The following is a 20,332-nucleotide window of genomic DNA, read 5'->3' on the forward strand; positions in this document are numbered from 1 at the left end:
TTTCCGCGCCGATAACTCCATTCTCAATTCCGAACGCACGAGAGAATGTTCGTTCCCTTCTGCGCCCGACTGCGAAATTGCCACGCGGACCCGTTTGCCGTCAAAGTGAGCCGTCCAATCTCCCCAAACAGACGTCGAGACGGCAAGGCAGTTTCGTTGAACAGGATACCCGAAATGCATCATCTCACGTTCCGCCTGCGAGCCCTTGCCGCGGTTGCGCTCGGCTTCTTGGCCGTGGCGTCCGTTCAGCCCGCGAGGTCCGAGGAGATCCGCATCGGCTATCAAAAATCCTCGACACTAACGGCGATCCTGAAGACGAACGGGGAGCTGGAGAAGGCGCTCGCGCCGCTCGGCGTCACCATCACGTGGCACGAGTTCAGCAGCGGCCTGCCGCTGCTGGAAGCCATCAACATCGGCAGCATCGATTTCGGCGCGGACGTCGCCGACACCGTGCCGATCTTCGCGCAGGCCGCTGGCGCCAAGCTCGCCTATATCGCGGAAGAAGCCGCCTCGCCGGCAGCGCAAGCGATCGTCGTTCCACAGTCTTCAACTATCAAGACCATTGCTGAGCTCAAGGGCAAGAAGATCGCCGTCACCAAGGGCGCCGGCAGCCACTATCTGCTGCTTGCGGCGCTGGCGAAATCCGGACTCAACTTCAAGGACATCACGCCCGCTTATCTGACACCCGCCGACGGCCGCGCTGCGTTCGTTAGCAACAACGTCGATGCCTGGGTGGCCTGGGATCCGTTCCTGACCAGCGCCTTGCACCAGACAAAGGGCCGCATCCTGACGGACGGCAGCAACGGTCTCGCGAGCTACAAGCGCTACTATCTCGCTTCGGCCGCGTATGCGGACAAGCACGCCGAGGTGCTCAACGTGATCTTCGCAAAACTCTCCCAGACGGGAAAATGGGTCAAGGCCCAGCCGAAGGACGCGGCCACATTGCTCGCCGGGCTCTGGGGTATCGACGCCGCGACCGTCGAAGAGGCCAACAGCCACCGCTCCTATCAGGTTGGCGCGGTGACCGGCCCGGGCCTGTCCGAGCAGCAGCGCATTGCGGACGCGTTCCACGCCGAGGGCCTGATCCCCGTGAAGATCGATACCACGGCGATCAAGATCTGGGCGCCGAAGGGGTCCTGACTTCCAGCTTAGGCCGCGCTCAAGCCACGCTGGATGTCCGGCACGGATGCCAGCAGGCTCCTTGTGTAGGCGTGCTGCGGTTGCCTGAGCACGGCCTCGGCGCCACCCTGCTCGACGATGCGGCCGTTCTGGAAGACCAGCACGCGGTCGCACAGATGCTCGATGACGCCGAGATCGTGCGAGATGAACAGCAGCGCCGTTCCGAGCCGCGATTGGAGCTCGGCCAGGAGATCGAGCACCTGGGCCTGGATGCAGATGTCGAGCGCCGAGACCGGCTCGTCGCAGACGATGATGGCGGGTTCAGCCGCTAGCGCCCGCGCGATCGACACCCGCTGACGCTGGCCGCCGGACAATGATCGCGGCACGCGGTCGAGATGATCGGCACTCAGGCCGACCAGTTCGAGCAGCGACACGATCCGGTCCAGGCGCGCGATGCGGCTATCGGCGCTCGGAAGATTTTCCGCAATGATGTTCCTGACGCGATAGCGCGGATCGAAGCTGCTAAGTGCGTCCTGCGGGATGTATTGCAGCTTGCGACGAAGCCGGCGGCGCCCCGCTTCCGCGACCGAGGACCAGGGCTCTCCGAGCAATGTTACCTCACCGTCATCCGGGTCGAGCAGCCCGAGCACGACCTTGGCACAGGTGGATTTTCCCGAGCCGGATTCGCCGACGATACCGACGACCTCGGCGGCCCTGACATCGAAGCTGATGTCCTGCAGGACCACCGACTTCGCCCGTCCGGCGGCTTTCGGCGCAATGAAACTCTTCGAGATCTCCTTGACTTCGAGCACGACCTCGCCTGCCGCCTGTCGCTGCGGCAAGGGCTCCCGCACGATGGAGACCGCCGTCGCATCGCTCGCACCGGGCTCGAACCTCGCCGACGCGAGCCTGGACCCGCGCGACCGCCCCGACGGAATCGCCGCGATCAACTGCCGCGTATAGGGATGGCGCGGATGGGTAAGGACATCGCGAGTCGGCCCACTGTCGACGACCCTGCCGTCGCGCATCACGATGACACGGTCGGCGATGCCGGCGACCACCGCGAGATCGTGACTGATGAGCAGGAGACCCGCCCCCTCCCGGATTCGCTCCGCCAAGACCTGGAGCACCTGCGCCTGGACGGTGACGTCGAGCGAGGTCGTCGGCTCGTCCGCGATAATGAGATCGGGGTCAGCCGCGATCGCCGACGCGATCAGCGCGCGCTGGCGCAGGCCACCGGACAATTGATGCGCATATTGCAGAGCACGATCAGCGGGGTTGGGAATGCCGACCTTGCCGAGCGTCTGCAGCGTCCGGTCCCGGATAGCGCCTGCATCGGTCAGAATGCGATGGCTCGAAATGACCTCGGCAACCTCCTGGCCGATCGTGCGCAAGGGATCGAGCGAGACTAGGGCATCCTGCATGACGAGCCCGGTCACGGTCCCGCGCAGCTTGCGCCAGTCGGCTTCGCCGAAGCTGCGAGCGTCGCGTCCCTTGATCTCGAACCGGTGCACGGCGGTCTTCGCACCGTCGCCGGCGAGATTGAGCAGGCTTCGCGCGGTGATGCTCTTGCCCGACCCGGATTCACCGACCAGGGCAACGCATTCGCCGGGCCTGATCGTCAGATCGAAATCAACAACGATCGGCTTGCCACCATTGGCGCCGGCAAAGCCGATGCTCAGTCCCTGCACCTCGACGATCGGCGCTGCCCGATCTATCTGCGAACCTTCGCTGCTCATGCGAGCCGCCCTTCAAATCTCTGTTGTAGGTGATTGCCGATCACGCTGAAGGCGATCACCGTCGCGGTGATGGCGAGGCCCGGGAAGACTCCAGGCCACCAGGCGACGCGCAGCACATCCCGGCTCTCCGCCAGCATCACGCCCCATTCCGGCGTCGGCGGCTGCGGTCCGAGCCCGAGGAAGCTCAGGCCGGATACGATCAGGATCGTCGAGCCTATATAGACGGTCGCGATGATCGGGATGGCAACAAGAACGTTGGGCAGGACGTGCCGGATGAACACTTGCCAGCGGCTCAACCCGTAGATCGCGGCCTGCGTCACGTAATCGGCATCGCGTATCAGCTGGGTCTGCGCCCGCACCACGCGACCAAATTTCGGGATGCCGGCGATGCCGACCGCGATGGCGATGTTGAGCATGCCTTGGCCGAGGAAGGCCACGATCAGCATGGCGAGCAGCACGCCGGGAAATGACGACAGCATATCGAACAGGCGCGACACGGCCTCATCCAGAATGCGATTGCGCTGGCCCGCGATGATGCCGAGGACAATGCCTGCTCCGAGTCCGACCGCAACACCGCCGAACCCGATCAGGAGCGAGTAGCGCGTTCCGAAGACGGTCCGCGCGAAGACGTCGCGGCCGAGCCGATCGGTCCCGAACAGATGCGCCCAGCCCGGCGGCTTCAGGCCCTCGCTGAAATCGCCGACGAGCGGATCGAAGTGCGTGAACAGCGAAGGCGCGATCGACGCCGCGATCAGGAACGCGACGAAGACGAAGGACAGGACGAGCCCGAACGGCAGACGGCGCCGAACAGCGATTGCAGCCAGAGAATGTGACGCCTCGAAGCCAACGAGGTCTTGCGGGGCCTCGAGCGGTACGGCCGTGTCGAAGGAGCGATGCGACGGCGCGGTCATTGGGCCCTCAATCTCGGGTCGATCAGCACATAGAGGATGTCGAGCAGCGTGGACGCGGCAACGTGGATGAAGGCTGCGAGCAGCACGACGGTGAGCACGACCGGTACGTCGTGGGTCAGCACCGCGCCCAACGTTACCGTGCCGAGGCCTGGCCGGCCGAACACCTTCTCGGTGATGACCGCACCACCGAGCAGGCCGCCGATCAGCCAACCGCCTAGCGTCACCGCCGGCAAAAGAGCGTGCCGCAACACGTGACGCCAGCGAATGACGAGTTCGCCGACGCCGCGCGACCGCACGGTCGTCACGAAGGGCTGGTCGAGCGTCTTCTCCATGGCTTCACGCAGAACCTGCGTCAGCAGGCCGGCGGTCGGCAATGCCAGGGTGATCGCCGGCAGCACGAGGGAATTCCACCCCTCCGCGCCCGATACTGGAAACCAGCGCAGATTGAACGAGAATGCCATCAGCAGGAGGATGCCGAGCCAGAAGACGGGCGTCGAGGCGAACACCAGTTCGACGAACGAGGTCAGCTCGCGCGAGAACCGCCCTCGCCCCGCAGTTAGCAGCGCGATGAAGCCGGCAATCACGATCGCAAGCACGCCGGCCGTGAGCGCAAGCTCGACGGTCGGCAGAAGCTGCGATCCGACGACCTCGATCACCGGCTGGCGCAGCACATAGGACGTGCCGAAATCGCCGCGGAGGATGCGCGACAAGAACTCGACGTATTGCTCGGGCAACGAGCGATCGAGGCCCCATTCGGCTGCGATCGCCTCACGGAGACCGGGATATTCGACGTCACCGGCGAGGATGTCCTGAATGCGGCCGGGCAGCGCATGCAACGCGAGAAACGTTGCTGTCACGCTCGCCCAGGCCACCACCAGGCTGGTGAACAGCCTGGAGACGATGCGAGACCACATGGCCTACTTCTTCGCGATCCAGAAATCGTAGGCGCTGGACGGCGAGTCGAGGCCGGCCTCGAAGCCCAGACCGTTGACGTTGCTCTTCGCCGCCAGGAACCAGCTCGGCGCGAACAACGGCACGATGAAGGCCTGGTCCACACCCCGCTTCTGAATCGCGTCGGTGAGCTGCCGCTTGCGGACGGGATCGGTCGTCCGCAACGACTCGTCGATCTGGCTCGTGATCTCCTGGTCTGGATTGGGAATGTTGGAATAGAGGAAGCCCTTCGATCCCAGCATGTCCCAAAGCTCGCGGGCAGGATCGGACGGATTGTCCGTATTGGGATAGATCACCCAGGTGCCGTTGGCGTTGTTCTTGGCGTATTCGCCCGCCGTGATCAGGCGCAGGTTGAGATCGAGGCCGACATTCTTGCGCAACGCCGCCTGGACGCCCTGGATAAGGATGTCGCGATTGTCGCGCACATAGGGCTGCGGATAGCCGACCTCGATCGAGAGGCGCTTGCCGTCCTTGGTGCGGAAGCCTTCGGAATCGCGGCCAGTCCAGCCGGCTTCGTCGAGCAGCTTGTTGGCGCCAGCAATGTCGTTGCCCCAGGAACCGACCAGTGCCTTGTTATAGGCGGGATTGGCCGGGCCGATGATCGACCAGGCGCGCGGCACGGTGCCGAGATAGACCTGCTTCACGATCGGCTCCAGATCGAAACCGTCGCGCAGCGCGCGGCGCACGCGAACATCGTCCGCCGGCGGGCGCGTGTAGTTGATGTTGAAGGTGAAGGACGTGCTGGCGCCGGACGGGCCGGTCAGCAGCTTGAAGCCCGGCTGCTCCGCGAACAGCGGCGCATCGGTCGGCTGCACGCCCTCGATCAGATCCACCTGCCCCGAGGTCAATGCGCCCGTGCGAACGGCATATTCGGGGAGGAAGCGGAGAGTGACGCGGTCCAGATGAGCAGGTCCGTTATGCGCGGCATTGCCAGGCGCCCAATTATAGGCCGCGTTGCGCGCGAACACCGCGGACTGGCCGCGCGTGTAGCTCTCGAACACGAACGGTCCGGTGCCGGCCAACCCGCGTCCACCTCCGCAGAGATCACCCTTCGCCAGCGATTTCGGCGAGATCAGGCCGAGCTTCGCATTCGAGGTCGACTCCAGGAAACTCGAATCCGGCGTCGACAACACCAGTTTGACCACATAGGGCGAGACCACTTCGGCACGATCGTAGGCCTGGAGCAGCGAGACCGCGGTGACCGCGTTCTCGGGCTTCTTGACGAAATCGTAGTTGGCCTTGACCGCTGCAGCGTCGAACTTCTCGCCGTCGTGGAAGACGACGTCTTCCCTCAGTTTGTATGTGTATTCCTTGCCGTCGGTCGAAATCGACCACTCGGTCGCAAGCCAGGGTGCGAACGTGCCATCCGCCTTCTTCGCGATCAGCGAGTCGATGTAATTGCGGGCCACGAAGAACGCGGCCTGCTGTGACGAATAATGCGGATCGAAGCATGATGGCTCGGTCGTCACGCCCCACCGCAACGCGCCTCCGGAAACCGGCTTGTCTTCGGCATACGCTACATTCGACGCAAGCAAGGCAATCGCCACGCCGCTCACCAGCAAATTATTCTTCTTCATCCGCGTCACTCGCAATCGTTTCTGCTGTTGCCCCTGCAATCGGCGCATCGAACATCATCAATTGAAGGATGACGTACGTTCGCGCTTCATCCGATCTGCACGAGGCGTTATCTCTTGTTGCATCGCGATGTAATTCGTCGTCGCGCGCAAACGCAACATGCAAACGGTCGCGACGACGGCTGCACATGAAGTTTGAAAAATTATTCGAGCCCTCACGCCGACGGTGGATGAAATCGACGACATCGAACGCCAATCCGACAATTCGATGCTGCACGATCGTTGCGCATCGTGACCCGACAACCAGCTGACCTTTGGAATCCCCATGTCGCCACGCCAATTGCACCTGAACGTCAACCTGCTTCACTCCGGCGTATATCCGTCAGCCTGGCGACTGCCCGACAGCGATCCACGCGCCTTCTTCGATCTCGGTCATTATGTGCGCGTGGCTCAGATTGCCGAGCGCGGCAAGTTTGACGCAATCTTTCTGGCGGACTCGCCAGCCGTGAACGACCGCATCGACTACCGGTCGTTCACGTCGATGGAGCCGACCATCGTGCTGGCAACAGTTGCCGCAACGACCAGGCACGTCGGTCTGATTGGAACGGTGTCGACGACCTACAACGAGCCCTACAACATCGCACGCCGTTTCGTGACGCTCGACCACGCCAGCGGCGGCCGCTCGGGATGGAACGCGGTCACCACGGCAGATGCCGCTTCAGGCCGCAATTTCGGTCTGTCGTCGGTAACGGAACACAAGGCACGCTACGAACGCGCCAAGGAGTTCACGGAAGTCGTCCACGCATTGTTCGACAGCTGGGAGGACGACGCCTTTGTGGGCGACAAGGCGAGCGCGCGATTTGTTGATACGTCGAAAGTGCACCCGATCGCGCACCGCGGCCCGCATTACTCGGTGGCAGGACCGCTGAACGTCCCACGCTCACCACAGGGGCGACCGGTCACGGTGCAGGCGGGTGGCTCGAATGACGGGCGCGATTTCGCGGCAGCCTATGCAGAAGCCGTATTCACGCTGGCGCAGAGCATCGAGGAAGGCGTCGCGTATGCGCGCGATCTGCGCGCACGCGCCGCGTCCTATCGTCGTTCCGGCGATTCCATCGTGATTCTGCCCGGGCTCGCCACCGTCATCGGCAGCACCGAGGCCGAAGCCAAGCGGCGACAGGACGAGCTCTGGGAACTGGTGCCGATCGAATACAGCCTGGCGCGGTTGGCCGGCACGCTTCAGATCGACCCTACCCTCCTCGAGCTCGACAAGCCCCTGCCGGATCCCCTGCCGCTTCCGGTCAATGCCAACCACACCATGTTCCAAGGCACCGTGAATATCGCACGGCGTGGCAATCTCACAGTCCGACAGCTGATCCGCGCGCTCGGAGGCGGCGTCGGACATCGCATCATCGTCGGCACGCCGGAGCAGATCGCCGACGACATCGAGGCTTGGTTCAAGGCGGGTGCCGCCGACGGTTTCAACCTCATGCCAGACGTACTGCCGTCCGGTCTGGAGACCTTCGTCGATACCGTCGTGCCCATCCTACAGAGTCGCGGGCTGTTCCGCACCGAGTACGCCGGCTCGACGCTGCGCGATCATCTTGGCCTGCAGCGACCAGTGAGCCGATATGCGAAGCGGTCGCTGGAGGTCGCATCAGCCTAGCTGTCCCGACTATCTATCCCAGAGATCGAGCCCGCCCGTCGGCGGGCTTGGCCGATCGCCTGGCCCGCACGCGCGGAATTACGTCGAGTGCAAATCGCCGCATCTCGGCCTCGAACGGCTGGAATTGCAGCATGAAGAGCTCGATGCCGGCCGCATGGAACGCCTCGATGCGCTCCGCCACCTCGTCATAGCTCCCGACCAGCCCCGCGGCGGTACCGCCATTGCTGCCAACGCGCGGCGTCTTCTGCATGGTCTGCATCATCACGACCTTGGGGTCGGTGTTGTGCTTCTGGATCGCCTTCATCGGCGCATCCTTTGCGGCGAGGCTCAGCAACCGCTCGTAAGCGGCCTGCGCCAGCTCCCGGGTTTCGCGTGCGACGACGAAGGCCGACAAGCCGAAACGGAGCGGCGGCGCGGCATCGCGCGGGCGCACTGCGACATCGGCAATCAACCCGGCCACATCCTCCAGCGGCTGGCCATTGATAAACCAGACGTCGCCATGGCCTGCAACGAGGCCGCGCGCCGGCTCGGACTCACCGCCGACATAGATGGCCGGACGCTTGCGATACAGGCTGGTCGGGCGCAGGGCATAGTCCGTGACGTTGAAATGCTCGCCCGCATAATTGAGACGTTCGCCTTCCATGAGGCGCGAGACGACAGATATCCACTCGCGGCCGTAGGCATAGCGAGCGTCATGGTCCGGGAAGCCGATCCCGGCCTTCTCCAGTTCGGGACGGTTCCAGGCATTGACCAGATTGATCGCAAACCGGCCACCGCTGATGTTCTCGATCCCGAGTGCGAGCTTCGCCAGCACCACGGGGTGATAGAGATAGGGCTTGATCGCAGCAATGATCTCGATGCGCTTGGTCAGCGCCGCGATCGCTGCCGCGGCACTCCAGGCCTCGAGCTGATCGAGGTCTTCCTGATGCGGGTTGATGGTGTGCTGCGCGATCAGCGTTGAATCATAACCGAGCTCTTCGGCTGCAAGGATGAGATCGCGATTGCGCTCCCAGGACGCATCATAGGGCTCTTCGGGATCCTGATGCGCCGCGCGCGGCCCATGCACCAGCGCCCAAATGCCGAAGCGAAGAGGTGCAGTCGCCATCGTGCTCTCCTGTGACTTTCTCTCGTCAAGTTCTCGATCGTCGCCTGTTCTCGCCAAGGCCTGACGCAAGATCAAGCACATCCGCCTCAAAAGATTTTCTTTGTCGCGCAGCGGCACCGTGGCGACAGCAGATCACTCCGGAGCGAACGACAATTGAAATAGCGCTCTATTTCTGTCGGCGCGATTTCATGGGACATTTTGCGCTGAACAAGGTTTCACGTCTTGAGCAATATCGAACTGAGCCAAATCGACCGCACGACAATCGTCGCTGACAACGCGCCGTCATCGCAAGGCAGCATGAAATCGCCTGCGGCGGCAAGCAAGCTTGGCGCTCGCGGCCTCCAGCTTCTGTCCTGGGTTGCACCCCTGCTGCTCGTTGTCGTTTGGGAAGCACTTGCACAGGCGGGATGGCTTTCGCCGCAGGTGCTGCCTGCACCAAGCAAGGTGATCCGAACGGCGTACAAGCTCGTAACCACCGGGACCCTGTTGAACGATCTCGGCGTCAGCCTGCTGCGTGCCGCGGCGGGCTTTGCGATCGGGTCTGCGGTCGGCGCCACGCTCGGCATCCTTGTCGGCTTCTCACGGATCGCGGAAGCCGCGATCGACCGCAGCGTGCAGATGATCAGGGCCATCCCTTTTCTCGCCGCACTCCCTCTGGTCATCGTCTGGCTGGGCGTCGGCGAGACGCAAAAAATCTTCCTTGTCGCGCTCGGCGTCACGTTCCCGATCTACATCAATACCGTGCTCGGCATCCGCCAGGTTGATCCCAAGCTGCTCGAGCTGGGACGAGTCCAGGGCCTGAGCTCGCTCCAACTGATCCGCCGCATCATTCTTCCCGGCGCGCTGCCGTCGATCCTGACCGGCGTTCGTTATGCTCTTGCCACGGCTTGGCTCGCGCTGGTCGTGGCTGAAACCATCGGCGCGCAGTCGGGGATCGGCTTTCTCGCGATGGATGCGCGCGAATTCCTGCGCACCGATGTGATCGTCCTGACGATCGCAATCTACGCGCTGATCGGCGTCGCGGCCGACGCCATTGCGCGCTTTCTCGAACAGCGCCTCCTCGCCTGGCATCCGAATTACGGAGCAGCGAGGTGAACGTGCACGTCGCTCCGCAGCCTTCCGCGCCGTTCGAATCCGGACCGGCCGTCGTTGTCAGCAACCTCGTCCGCAGCTACGGCAGCCGCGTCGTGATCGAGAAGCTGAACCTGCGCATCGATCGCGGCGAATTCGTCGCCCTGCTCGGCGAGAGCGGGTGCGGCAAGACAACATTGTTGCGGGCGCTGGCCGGGTTGGATCCCATCCAGGGTGGCCGTATCGCGGCGCCCCGCCGGCCGGCCGTGGTGTTTCAGGAGCATCGGCTGCTGCCCTGGGACAATCTCTGGCGCAATGTGGCGCTCGGCTTGCAGGTTCCGGATCCTCGCGAACGCGCCGCCGAAGCGCTCACCGAGGTCGGCCTCGGCGACAGGCTCGACGACTGGCCGCGCAATCTGTCCGGCGGACAAGCCCAGCGCGTCGCGCTCGCCCGCGCGCTGGTGCAGCAGCCCGAGCTTCTGCTGCTCGACGAGCCGTTTGCCGCGCTCGATGCGCTCACCGTATCCGCATGCACGAGCTGGTCCGCGAGCTGGTGGCCAATCATCAGCCCGGCGTCCTGCTCGTCACCCACGATGTCGACGAAGCCATCGCGCTGGCCGATCGCATCCTCGTGATGCGCGACGGCGCAATCGCCTTCGAGCATCGCGCCGGGCGTGGAAGCTCGGCATCCATCTCGCGCGCCGAACTCCTTAGCGAGCTTGGCGTGGTCTCCCATTCTCCCAGCTAGGTCATCCGGAAGGCAAAAAATGTCCGACTCATCGATCGCCAAACCATCCCGGCGCAGCTTCCTCGGCTCCGCAGCTTTTGGCATTGGCGCGCTCGCCGGCATGAATATCAGCGAATTCGCCCAGGCCGCGCCTGGCCGTACCACCGACACGGTCCGCCTGACCTGGGGCCTGAGCGGCCTCAATCTGATCGCCAAGGAGCGCGGCGAGTTCGAGAAGGTGCTGGCCAAGGATGGCATCAAGGTCGAATGGCTCGGCCCCTTCCCTAATCATGCGCCAACCTTGCAGGCGGTGACCGGCGGCAGCGCAGATTTCAGCTTCGGCGGCAGCACCACGCCTGCGCTCGCCGCTATCATCGCCGGCTCGCCGCTGGTGTTCACCCAGTTCGTGGTCTACGAGCCCCGCACCACGGCGATCATCGCCAAAGACGGGTCCGGCATCGACAAGGTCGAAGACCTCGTCGGCAAGTCGGTCGCGGTCAATCGCTCAGGCCTCGGCGAGTTCCTGCTGGTCGCGGCGCTCGAGAAACACAAGGTCGACCGCTCCGCGGTGAAGTTCGTCTATCTCAATCCTCCTGATGCGGCGCCGGCGCTCGCCTCCGGCAAGGTCGACGCCTGGTCGATGTGGAGCCCTGGCGTCGACATCGCCCGGCTCGAATACAAGGCGCACGACATCTTTCTGGAAGGCCGCGATCTCGAATTCCAGATCGACTACACGTCCTATCTGACCACCCGCAAATTCGCGACCGACAATCCCGCCCTCGTCCGCGCGGTGAACGACGCCTTCCGCGCCGAAGGCAAGTGGATTTCGGAGAACAGCAGGGATGCCGAGTACATCGCCCAGAAGGCGGGGAAATACAGCGATCAGGTCCGCGACCAGTTCATCGCGATGAACCGCAAATACCGCTACTTCGCGGTCAACGACGAGCGCTTCATCAGCGAGCTGCAAAAGGCCGCCGACTGGCTCGCGGCCCGCAAGGTTCTACCCGAGCCGGTCAAGGTGACCGACCATCTCGCCCAGCTCTAATAACAGGCCAACACTATGAACAAGACCGTGTCCGCCCCCTCCCTCGGCACACCCGAACCGCTCAAGACCGGCTCGCCGGAGCTGGAGGCGCTCCTTAACCAGATCGCCGAGGGCGCCAGTGACCGCGAGCGCGACCGCATCCTGCCGTTCGAGGTCATCGATCTCATTCGCCGGGCTCGCCTTGGCGCGTTGCGGCTGCCGTTGGACGCCGGTGGCGCCGGCAGCACGATCCGCGATCTCTTCGCCTTCGTCATTCGCCTCGGCGAGGCCGACGCCAATGTCGCGCATATCCTGCGCAACCATTTCAGCGTGGTCGAGCGCCTGGTGCGTTCCCCCAAGGACGAGCAGAGCCGGCAATGGCAGAAGGCGGTCGCCGAGGGCGCCATCATCGGACTTGCGACGACCGAGCTTGAAAGCCCGCGCGTCGGCAATGTCACGCCCGGGACGACGTTCACGCCCGACGGGAACGGCGATTATCTGCTGAACGGCACCAAATACTACAGCACAGGCACGTTGTACTCGGATTATGTGCTGGTGCGCGCGGCCGATCCGTCCGGAGCGACGGGCGCCACGATCGTGCCGATCAAGCGCGAGGGAATCGAGCTGGTCGACGACTGGGACGGGCTCGGGCAGCGACTTACCGCAACCGGCACGACGCACTTCCGTAACGTCAAGGTCAGGCGCGAGGAAGTGGTGTTCGATACGCCGGACGGCGGTTATGGCGTGCCCTATTCCAACACGTTTGCACAGCTCTTCCTGACGGCGGTCGTTGCCGGCATTGCACGCGCGACGCTGCGCGATGCGACAGCCCTGGTCCGCTCGCGCAAGCGTACGTTTTACTACGCGCCCACCGAGATCCCGACCGACGATCCGCTCCTGCAACAGACGGTCGGCCAGATCGCCAGCGGCGCTTTTGCGGCCGAGACGGTGGTGCTCGCGGCCGCCGAGGCGCTCGACCTTGCAACCGATGCGTTCGACGCCGGCGCGGCGAACGCTACAGAGGCGGCGCACACCGCCGCGCTGCTCTCGGCAAAGGCCAAGATCATCGCCGATGATTTCGCCATCCGAGGTGGCAGCCTGCTGTTCGATGTCGGCGGCGCATCGGCGACCAAGAAGGTCACCAACTTCGACCGTCACTGGCGCAATGCGCGCACGCTCTCTTCGCACAATCCGACCACCTACAAGGCGCGTTCGATCGGCGAACACGAGATCAACGGCACGCCGTTGCCCGCGAAGGGCTTTTTCTGAGAGCGAACAGGCCGATCCACGGCGTCCGATGCGAGGAGCGACAGATGGGAAAGTCCGACATTCATCTTGTCAGCGGCGATGACGAGGTCGAGCATCAGTTTCGAGCCGTGATGCGGCGCCTGGCCGGCGGCGTCACCATCATCACGGCCGGTCGCGACGAGGACATCACCGGCATGACGGTGACGTCCCTGACATCGCTCAGCGCCAGTCCGCCCCGGCTACTAGTCAGCGTCAACCGGCAGGCCTCGTCCTTTGCTCGAATCGCGCGCTACGGCGTATTCGGCGTCAACATTCTGGGATCGGATCAGCAGGCCCTCGCCGGGCGCTTCAGCGACGGAAGCTTGAAGGGCCACGAGCGCTTCGACGGGATCAGATGGTCCGCGGGGGCGGCCGGCGTGCCGCTGCTTGGCGACACTCTCGCAACCATCGAATGCAAGGTCGAGGAAATCATCGAGCGGCACTCGCATGGCATCATCATCGGCAGCCTGTTGAGCTTCGAGCTGTCCCGCGAACTGTCGGGCCTGGTGTACTGGAACGGCCAGTACATCAGGATCACCCATGACTTCGACCTCGACCTCCTCGCCGAGATCAGTATTCCGTTGGCCCATGTCAGATAACCCGCCGGAATCGCCCAGCGGCGGGCGCTGGCAGCTTGACAGGATTGTCGCCGAGCTTCGCCTCTCGCGCGAAGAAACACACAGCATAAGGCGCGACGGAGAGGCGCGACGCGCTCCCTCGCGCGAGGCGCTTCAGGCCATTCTGGATGGCCTCACCGAGGCGCTGTTTCCGAGGCATTACGGTCAGTTCGACCTCGACGGCGAGAATATCGACTATTTCGTCGGCAATCGCCTGAGCATCGCCCTCGACGGCCTTTGCGACCAGATCCACCGCGGCGCACGATTCGTCGGTGACGAGCTGATCCCGGGCTACCGGCGCGAGGACGCGGTCGAGCTGACGCGGCAGTTCGGCGAGCGCCTGCCGGTGGTGCGTGGACTCCTGATCTCCGATCTGAGAGCCGCCTTCGTCGGCGATCCCGCAGCCAGGAACTTTCCGGAGATCCTGATCGGATATCCGGGCATGACGGCGATCATCCATCACCGGCTGGCACATATCCTTGATGGGCTCAATGCGCGCTTGATCGCCCGACTTGTCGCGGAGATCGCTCATACGAGAACCGGGATCGACATTCACCCCGGCGCCAGCATCGGATCCGGCTTCTTCATTGATCACGGGACCGGTGTGGTCATCGGGGAGACCGCAATCATCGGCGACAATGTCCGGATCTATCAGGCCGTGACGCTCGGCGCGCGCCACTTTCCAACCGACGACGATGGCCATCTGATCAAGGGCGATGCACGGCATCCGATCGTCGAGGACGACGTCGTGATTTATGCCGGCGCAACCATCCTCGGGCGGATCACGATCGGCCGAGGCGCGACGATCGGCGGCAACGTCTGGGTCACCCAGGACGTGCCGCCGAACAGCATCGTGACGCAGGCCACCGCCCGCAACAAGCAGGGTTAGGCGGCCGGCGCCTTCCAGCGCATCAGGCGGCGTTCCAGCGTCTCGAGGATCGCGTTGAAGACGAGGCCGATCACGGTAATGCCCAGGATGCCAAAATACATCTGGGGGATCAGGAAGCTGTATTGGCTGTTGATGATGAGATAGCCGAGCCCCGATTTCGCGCCGACCATTTCTGACGCCACCAGGACCAGCATCGCGGATGCGCTCGCCAGACGGATGCCGACGAAGATCGTCGGCAATGATGCCGGCAGGATCACCTTCCGGAACAACTGGCTCGGTGTCGCGCCCATCGTCCGCGCTGACTTGACCAGCAGCGGATCGACCTGGCGCACGGCTGCGATCGTATTGAGAAGTAACGGCCAAGCGCAGCTATAAACCACCATGGTGACCTTCGAGAGCTCACCAATGCCGAGCAGCAGGATGAAAACAGGGAGCAGCGCAAGTGGCGCCGTGTTGCGCGCGATCTCGATGATCTGGTTCAGGAAGTCGCCGAGCCGGGCGTACCATCCCGTCAGCACACCCAACGGCACGAACAGGACAATGGCGATCAGGAAGCCGCTCAGGGCTCGCAGCAGGCTTGCACCGACGTCGTCATAGAGTTCACCGCTCTGCGCGAGCTGCCAGCCCGCTGCGATCACCTCGGAGAACGGCGGCAGGAACGTCACGTCGATCAACCCGAGGCGCGGCGTCGTCTCCCAGACAGCCAGGAACACCAGCAGCAGCAGGGATCGTTGCCCGATGGTGCCGAACCATCGCACCAGGCTGCCCGTCGCGGCGGCAACCGCGCCGGCGCGTGGTCTGACCCGATCCTTCGGACTCCCCTCGGCGAGTTCCAGCAGCGTCAGGATCTCCAGATTAGACATGAGCCAACTCCTTCTTTCCTGCGCGCTCGCCGTCCGGCGCGGGCACCTGGGAGCCCTGCGCCTTCAACACTTCGTCGCGCAGCAAGGACCACACCTCGTGCCTGACCTGCCCGAACTCGGGCAGCGAGCGGACGTCCTCGGTCTCGCTGTGCAGCTCGGCGGGAATATCGACAATCTGCTTGATCCGGCCGGGGCGCGAGGTCATCACGGCCACGCGCTGGCCGAGCACGACGGCCTCGTCGATGCCGTGCGTGATGAACAGGATGGTTTTCCCGGTCCTGCGCCAGATCCGCAGCAGCTCGCCTTGCAGCGTCTCACGCGTCTGTGCGTCGAGCGCGGCAAAGGGCTCGTCCATCAGCAGCACCTCCGGATCGTAGGCAAGGCTTCGCGCGATCGCGACGCGTTGCTTCATGCCGCCGGAAAGTTCGTGCGGATAGCGGTCGGCAAAGCCGGACAGTCCGACCAGATCGAGATAATGCAGGGCCCGCTCGCGCCGCTCCCTGGCTTTGAGACCCGCGATGTCGAGCCCGAACTCAGCGTTCTGCGCGGCTGTGCGCCAGGGAAACAGCGCATATTGCTGGAACACGATACCGCGGTCGCGCGCCGGGCCCTCGATGACCTTGCCATCGAGCAGGACGCGTCCGCTGCTCGGCGCCGTCAGTCCGCCGAGCAGATCCAGCAAGGTCGACTTGCCGCAGCCGCTCGGCCCGACCAGCGCCAGGAATTCGCCGGCACGAACATCCAGCGTGACATCATCGAGCGCGGTGAAGCTCTGCGCCGGCCCGCCATCCTTGCCGCGGACCAGGAACTCCTTGCGGGCGTGCTCGAAGCGGATCTTGGCCATGGTCATTTGGCCTCCGCGGTCTTGCCGGGGCGGAAATGGTTGAACTCGTTGGTATAGATGTCCGATGGCTTGAGCTGGTCCTGCTTCAACAGACCGTCCTTGACCAGCCAGTCGATCCACACCTGGAGCTCAGCATCGCCGATCACCCCGCCCCTGGTCGCGACACCCGTGCTCTTCCAGTATTTGATGGGTGTTGCGTCCTCGTTGCGCTTGCGATCGGCAATGATGCGTTCGAAGCGGGCGCGGACCTCCTCGGGCGGCGTCGTCTGCGCCCAGGCGATGGCACGGGACACGCCCTCGATCAGCTTGCGAGAGGAGTTGGGGTTGTCCTTGATGAACTTGTCCCGCAGCACATAGGACCCGCCGGTGAAGTTTCCGAAGATGTCCGAGTCCGCGAACAGCCTGCGGATGCCGCCGCGCTCCAGCGCCTTGTCGCGCAGCACGCCGTTCAGCGTGCTGACCTCGACCTGCCCCTGCCGCAGCGCCTGCTCACCGGTGACCGGCGGGATTGCAACCAGCGTCACTTGCTTCGCCTCCGCCGGCGTCAGGCCATTGCGGGCCAGATACTCGCGCAGCACGAATTCGAGATGCGCCCCCAGCGTGTTCACCGCGACCTTCTTGCCGATCAGGTCGCGCGCGGTCTTGATCGGACTGTCCTCCTTCACGTAGTAGCCGTTGTAGGTGTTGTCGTCCGAGCCGTAATAGCCGACAACAGCCTTGATCGGCGCCCTGGCTGCGATCAGCTTGATGATCGCGCCATAGAACGCGCCGCCGATATCGATGTCGCCGGTGACGACGGTCTGGATGTCCTGCGGACCGCTGATGGTGTTGCCGACCCATTTGAGCTTGAGCGGCGCGAGATAGCCGAGATCGTCGGCCAGTTCGATGAACGTCACCTGCCCGGCCCAGCCCTGGTAACGAATCTCGGTCTTTTCGAGCTGCGCCTCGGCCATGGCACTGCTGGCGAGAGCCGCCAGGCCGAGGCCGGCCAGACCGAGTTGCCGCCCTCTTGCCCGCAGGCCGGCAACCAGACGACGCAACGCAGAGATAGCGATCTTCATTGTGTTCACTCCATTGCTCGCTTCAGGCGGCCTTCGCCGCCTTGACGCGGGTCACGCTGCTGCGGCCCTCGATGCTGACCGGCACCTCGCCATCGATGGTGGCACGCCGGACCACGCGGTGCTGGTCGCCGTAATCGTTGACCGCGTAGTGCTGGGTCGCGCGATTGTCCCAGATCACCACGTCACCTTGCCGCCAGCTCCAGCGCACGGTGTTCTCGGGTGCGGTGATGTGCGACTGGAACAGGTCGAACAGTTTCTGGCTGTCGTATTTCGAAAGGCCGACAAAGCGCTGGACGAAATTGCCGAGCACCAGCGTCCGTTCCCCGGTTTCGGGATGGACGCGAACGACGGGATGCTCGGTCTCGTAGACGGTCGCCGTGAAGACCTCCTCGAATTGCTTCCGGTCAGCCTCGCTCGCACGGGTCTTGACTGCATAGTCGTAGGCATTGCTGTGCACCGCCCACAGCTCGTCAGCGAGCTTGCGCAGCGGAGCCGGCAGATCCAGATAGGACGCCGCCGTGTTCGACCAGATCGTGTCGCCGCCGAACTCGGGGATCACGACGCCGCGCAAGACTGAGATCTTCGGATAAGCGTCGACGAATGTGACGTCGGTGTGCCACTGGTCGGCGCGCCCGCCTCCGCGCGCGGAGTCAAGTTCGAGGATCGAGGCCGTTCCCTTGGTAGCGCCGACCGTGGGATGTGGCACCAGCTTTCCGAGCCGATGGGCAAAACGCTCCTGCTCGGCATCGTCGAGATGATTCTGGTCACGGAAGAAGATGACTTTGTGCTCGAGCAGCACCTGGTTGATCGCCGCAATCGTCCGATCCGGAAGATCGCCCGAAAGCTTGATGTTCCTGATTTCGGCGCCGATACGGGCCGATCGCTTGACGATATCCGAACGCGGAATGACGTTGTCGATGGTGATTCCGTCTGTCATGTCATCTTCCCCGAGACCGCGATCCATTTGACAAGGCTCCGCCGTTCGCCGATCGCTGCTGCGATGGCGGAGTGAAAGGCAGTGATGTTGCGATCGATCCTCTTGCGAGACCGCCGTCTGCTCTGGCGACAATCGCGTCTGGCGGGATCTTCCCCAGGGGCTGCATCGATGCAGCCCCTTGTTCAGTCACAGGATGCTAACTCAAGGACTTCGGAAATAGCTTCCAAAGTTCGAGGCCGTTAAGAAACAGACGCATCCACGATCATGGCGTGTCCAGTTGCTACTTGCACTCTGCTCTATTCTGCCGCGACGATATTCGGCGACCGCCAGACGGCCGACGCGTAAAGGGCCGGCTCGAAGTCGTCGGCGATCGGCCCGTTGATCCGCGCCTCGTGCGCCGGAAGGTCGTCAAGGAACAGATCCCTGCTGATCCGCGCCACGACGCCCGGAATATCGCGCTTGAAGCTCGGCACGTCCCCAATCGGCAGGCCGAAGCTGACGAATGCCGCGGGGTTGAACACGTGGATGTTCCGCAAGTAAGGCGCGCGGCCGGGCCCCTTCTCCAGGAATTCATGGCCCGCACCGAGATAAGGGTGTGCGCCCAGGGCCTCGTCCTGCTCGTCCGCGGCCGGAGAATAGCGGTCGCGCCATAGCAGGATCTCGTCGGAGAAGGCGGCGAGCTCAGGCCGCTTCGCCAGATCGACCTGGTAGCCCGTACCGGCGATGACGAAATCGAATGCGATATCGCCCTGCGGCGTGGTCGCGAGCAGCCGCCGTCCGAACGGCTTGGCTGACGTCCACGACGCTGCCAGATGAAGGTGGAAGTTGGGGAACTTGACCGCACGCGCGATTGCATCGGGCGGCGGCGTCGATCCCGCGCGACGGAAGCGAATGGCCTGATGCCAGCGCACCGCGTCCGGGAGCGCCCCGTAATTGTCGTATGCGCCCGGATATCCACGCGTCCTGATCACCGGCTCCGAGGCCACCCTGCCGCGGCGTGCAAAGAGATGCACCTCCCTCGCCCCTGCTTCGAGCGCAACTGCCGCGGCATCGAACGCGGAGGCCGCACTGCCCAGCACCGCGACCGACTTGTCGCGGAGCCTGTCGAAATCGATCGCCTCCAACGTATGCGCGTAAAGCTCCTTTGACAGATTGCGGGAGAGCACGTCGGGGACGGACGGACCGCCGTTGCTTGGGAAACCGCTGGCAAGGATGATCTTGCGGGCCGTTTCCGTCTTCGCTTCGCCCGCAATATCGAGATGAAGCCGCAGGTGGTCCTGCGCCGGTTCGATACGAACAAGCTTGGTACGATAGCGCACCTCGATGCCGAGCGTGTTGCGATACCAGTCGAGGTAGGCGGCCCAATCCACGCGAGCAATACGATCGATCGCTTCATATGCGACCGCGCCATGGCGGGCTTCATACCAAGCCTGAAAACTCAGCCCCGGCAGACCAAGCTCCGGTCCGGGCAGCCCCTTCGGCGTGCGCAGCTTGTGCATGCGCGCGCTGCTCAGCCATGGACCGGACGACGCCGCATCATGTGATGCATCGATCACCGTGACACTGCCGATGCCGGCACGGCGCAATGCAAAGGCGAAAGCGCTTCCGGATTGCCCGCCCCCGATGATGGCGACGTTGTGGTCGCCCCCATGACGATCCGGAACCCAGTTCTGCGGATCTGGACCAATCAGACGCAGGGTTTCGCGAGCCGCGTCATTGACATCAGACTGAAACATGTTGCACCCGGATTTGTCTGCATCAGATGCGACCAAATCGTAGAAGCCAACGACACTCAGTCAATGAAATGGAATCGGTTTTGTTTTGCGGCCCGAACAACGAACAGACCGCGAGGTCACGCGGCGTTGAAAGATTTGCGCCGACAGCGGCGCGAGCCAGAAGACACGACCGGCCATTCGCTCGCCAGATCGACTTTCAGTTGAGACGATC

At 63.8% G+C, this 20,332-nt stretch carries 18 protein-coding genes and 1 pseudogene; 8 read left to right on the forward strand and 11 right to left on the reverse strand.

Annotated elements, in window-relative coordinates:
• Positions 1-174 precede the first annotated feature (174 nt).
• Entirely contained in the window at positions 175-1,140 is a 966-nt protein-coding gene (locus tag AB7G19_RS27405) for an aliphatic sulfonate ABC transporter substrate-binding protein (protein WP_439034511.1), read from the forward strand.
• Between the two features lie 8 nt (positions 1,141-1,148).
• Here AB7G19_RS27405 and nikE read toward each other — a convergent pair whose 3' ends face one another.
• Genes nikE through AB7G19_RS27430 form a run of 5 tightly spaced genes read right to left on the reverse strand, consistent with a single transcriptional unit; the run spans position 1,149 to position 6,661 of the window.
• Complete coding sequence (gene nikE, locus AB7G19_RS27410; protein WP_439034510.1) at positions 1,149-2,858, reverse strand: nickel ABC transporter ATP-binding protein NikE; 1,710 nt, start codon at positions 2,856-2,858, stop codon at positions 1,149-1,151.
• A complete protein-coding gene (locus tag AB7G19_RS27415) occupies positions 2,855-3,769 on the reverse strand; it encodes an ABC transporter permease (RefSeq protein ID WP_441268402.1) in 915 nt (304 codons plus the stop codon). Before AB7G19_RS27415 ends, nikE begins: the two co-directional genes overlap by 4 nt.
• A complete protein-coding gene (locus tag AB7G19_RS27420; RefSeq protein WP_439034508.1) occupies positions 3,766-4,683 on the reverse strand; it encodes an ABC transporter permease in 918 nt (305 codons plus the stop codon). The genes AB7G19_RS27415 and AB7G19_RS27420 overlap by 4 nt, the downstream gene beginning before the upstream one ends.
• Before the next feature lie 3 nt (positions 4,684-4,686).
• Positions 4,687-6,297: an ABC transporter substrate-binding protein gene (locus AB7G19_RS27425; protein WP_439034507.1), complete on the reverse strand. Its 1,611-nt coding sequence runs from the start codon at positions 6,295-6,297 to the stop codon at positions 4,687-4,689.
• On the reverse strand, positions 6,284-6,661 hold the full coding sequence (locus tag AB7G19_RS27430) for a hypothetical protein (protein ID WP_439035790.1): 378 nt from the start codon (positions 6,659-6,661) through the stop codon (positions 6,284-6,286). Before AB7G19_RS27430 ends, AB7G19_RS27425 begins: the two co-directional genes overlap by 14 nt.
• Between AB7G19_RS27430 and AB7G19_RS27435 the strand changes: the two genes are divergently transcribed.
• Positions 6,620-7,960 (forward strand): LLM class flavin-dependent oxidoreductase, encoded by a 1,341-nt coding sequence (locus AB7G19_RS27435; protein WP_208086073.1) that lies wholly within the window; start codon positions 6,620-6,622, stop codon positions 7,958-7,960. The genes AB7G19_RS27430 and AB7G19_RS27435 overlap by 42 nt on opposite strands.
• 13 nt (positions 7,961-7,973) lie before the next feature.
• Here the strand turns inward: AB7G19_RS27435 and AB7G19_RS27440 are convergent, their stop codons facing one another.
• Positions 7,974-9,065, reverse strand: coding sequence for an LLM class flavin-dependent oxidoreductase (locus AB7G19_RS27440; RefSeq protein WP_441268403.1), 1,092 nt, complete (start codon positions 9,063-9,065; stop codon positions 7,974-7,976).
• 297 nt (positions 9,066-9,362) lie between these two features.
• Between AB7G19_RS27440 and AB7G19_RS27445 the strand changes: the two genes are divergently transcribed.
• From AB7G19_RS27445 to epsC, 6 genes and pseudogenes are all read left to right on the forward strand, one after another.
• A complete protein-coding gene (locus AB7G19_RS27445; protein WP_208089367.1) occupies positions 9,363-10,160 on the forward strand; it encodes an ABC transporter permease subunit in 798 nt (265 codons plus the stop codon).
• Positions 10,157-10,884 (forward strand): annotated as a pseudogene (locus AB7G19_RS27450) (ABC transporter ATP-binding protein). Before AB7G19_RS27445 ends, AB7G19_RS27450 begins: the two are co-directional and overlap by 4 nt.
• A gap of 19 nt (positions 10,885-10,903) precedes the next feature.
• Positions 10,904-11,908 carry an NrtA/SsuA/CpmA family ABC transporter substrate-binding protein gene (locus tag AB7G19_RS27455; protein ID WP_208086070.1) on the forward strand — a complete coding sequence of 335 codons (1,005 nt, stop codon included), beginning with the start codon at positions 10,904-10,906 and terminating at the stop codon, positions 11,906-11,908.
• 15 nt (positions 11,909-11,923) lie between these two features.
• Positions 11,924-13,156 carry an acyl-CoA dehydrogenase family protein gene (locus tag AB7G19_RS27460; protein ID WP_439034505.1) on the forward strand — a complete coding sequence of 411 codons (1,233 nt, stop codon included), beginning with the start codon at positions 11,924-11,926 and terminating at the stop codon, positions 13,154-13,156.
• 44 nt (positions 13,157-13,200) lie between these two features.
• Entirely contained in the window at positions 13,201-13,773 is a 573-nt protein-coding gene (locus tag AB7G19_RS27465; RefSeq protein ID WP_085404163.1) for a flavin reductase family protein, read from the forward strand.
• A complete protein-coding gene (epsC, locus tag AB7G19_RS27470) occupies positions 13,763-14,680 on the forward strand; it encodes a serine O-acetyltransferase EpsC (protein WP_166352076.1) in 918 nt (305 codons plus the stop codon). The genes AB7G19_RS27465 and epsC overlap by 11 nt, the downstream gene beginning before the upstream one ends.
• On the opposite strand, the gene AB7G19_RS27475 is transcribed toward epsC, so the two are convergent.
• The 5 genes from AB7G19_RS27475 to AB7G19_RS27495 form a co-directional block, all read right to left on the reverse strand.
• Complete coding sequence (locus AB7G19_RS27475; protein ID WP_063984176.1) at positions 14,677-15,543, reverse strand: ABC transporter permease; 867 nt, start codon at positions 15,541-15,543, stop codon at positions 14,677-14,679. The genes epsC and AB7G19_RS27475 overlap by 4 nt on opposite strands.
• Positions 15,536-16,393 carry an ABC transporter ATP-binding protein gene (locus tag AB7G19_RS27480; RefSeq protein ID WP_439034504.1) on the reverse strand — a complete coding sequence of 286 codons (858 nt, stop codon included), beginning with the start codon at positions 16,391-16,393 and terminating at the stop codon, positions 15,536-15,538. The genes AB7G19_RS27475 and AB7G19_RS27480 overlap by 8 nt, the downstream gene beginning before the upstream one ends.
• Complete coding sequence (locus AB7G19_RS27485) at positions 16,390-17,448, reverse strand: ABC transporter substrate-binding protein (RefSeq protein ID WP_439034503.1); 1,059 nt, start codon at positions 17,446-17,448, stop codon at positions 16,390-16,392. Before AB7G19_RS27485 ends, AB7G19_RS27480 begins: the two co-directional genes overlap by 4 nt.
• 22 nt (positions 17,449-17,470) lie before the next feature.
• Positions 17,471-18,385, reverse strand: coding sequence for a TauD/TfdA dioxygenase family protein (locus AB7G19_RS27490; RefSeq protein WP_441268404.1), 915 nt, complete (start codon positions 18,383-18,385; stop codon positions 17,471-17,473).
• A 296-nt stretch (positions 18,386-18,681) separates the two neighbouring features.
• Positions 18,682-20,121 (reverse strand): FAD-dependent oxidoreductase, encoded by a 1,440-nt coding sequence (locus AB7G19_RS27495; protein WP_439034501.1) that lies wholly within the window; start codon positions 20,119-20,121, stop codon positions 18,682-18,684.
• Positions 20,122-20,332 lie beyond the last annotated feature (211 nt).

It is taken from the genome of Bradyrhizobium sp. 215_C5_N1_1, assembly GCF_052075935.1.
GTDB lineage: Bacteria > Pseudomonadota > Alphaproteobacteria > Rhizobiales > Xanthobacteraceae > Bradyrhizobium > Bradyrhizobium barranii.

Bases quoted from the DNA above. Each gene is read 5' to 3' on its own strand.
- nikE (WP_439034510.1), bottom strand. From the start codon at position 2,858: ATGAGCAGCGAAGGTTCGCAGATAGATCGGGCAGCGCCGATCGTCGAG.
- AB7G19_RS27440 (WP_441268403.1), bottom strand. From the start codon at position 9,065: ATGGCGACTGCACCTCTTCGCTTCGGCATTTGGGCGCTGGTGCATGGG.
- AB7G19_RS27425 (WP_439034507.1), bottom strand. From the start codon at position 6,297: ATGAAGAAGAATAATTTGCTGGTGAGCGGCGTGGCGATTGCCTTGCTT.
- AB7G19_RS27455 (WP_208086070.1), top strand. From the start codon at position 10,904: ATGTCCGACTCATCGATCGCCAAACCATCCCGGCGCAGCTTCCTCGGC.
- epsC (WP_166352076.1), top strand. From the start codon at position 13,763: ATGTCAGATAACCCGCCGGAATCGCCCAGCGGCGGGCGCTGGCAGCTT.
- AB7G19_RS27475 (WP_063984176.1), bottom strand. From the start codon at position 15,543: ATGTCTAATCTGGAGATCCTGACGCTGCTGGAACTCGCCGAGGGGAGT.
- AB7G19_RS27495 (WP_439034501.1), bottom strand. From the start codon at position 20,121: ATGTTTCAGTCTGATGTCAATGACGCGGCTCGCGAAACCCTGCGTCTG.
- AB7G19_RS27435 (WP_208086073.1), top strand. From the start codon at position 6,620: ATGTCGCCACGCCAATTGCACCTGAACGTCAACCTGCTTCACTCCGGC.
- AB7G19_RS27490 (WP_441268404.1), bottom strand. From the start codon at position 18,385: ATGACAGACGGAATCACCATCGACAACGTCATTCCGCGTTCGGATATC.
- AB7G19_RS27460 (WP_439034505.1), top strand. From the start codon at position 11,924: ATGAACAAGACCGTGTCCGCCCCCTCCCTCGGCACACCCGAACCGCTC.
- AB7G19_RS27465 (WP_085404163.1), top strand. From the start codon at position 13,201: ATGGGAAAGTCCGACATTCATCTTGTCAGCGGCGATGACGAGGTCGAG.
- AB7G19_RS27485 (WP_439034503.1), bottom strand. From the start codon at position 17,448: ATGAAGATCGCTATCTCTGCGTTGCGTCGTCTGGTTGCCGGCCTGCGG.
- AB7G19_RS27420 (WP_439034508.1), bottom strand. From the start codon at position 4,683: ATGTGGTCTCGCATCGTCTCCAGGCTGTTCACCAGCCTGGTGGTGGCC.
- AB7G19_RS27445 (WP_208089367.1), top strand. From the start codon at position 9,363: ATGAAATCGCCTGCGGCGGCAAGCAAGCTTGGCGCTCGCGGCCTCCAG.
- AB7G19_RS27405 (WP_439034511.1), top strand. From the start codon at position 175: ATGCATCATCTCACGTTCCGCCTGCGAGCCCTTGCCGCGGTTGCGCTC.
- AB7G19_RS27415 (WP_441268402.1), bottom strand. From the start codon at position 3,769: ATGACCGCGCCGTCGCATCGCTCCTTCGACACGGCCGTACCGCTCGAG.
- AB7G19_RS27480 (WP_439034504.1), bottom strand. From the start codon at position 16,393: ATGACCATGGCCAAGATCCGCTTCGAGCACGCCCGCAAGGAGTTCCTG.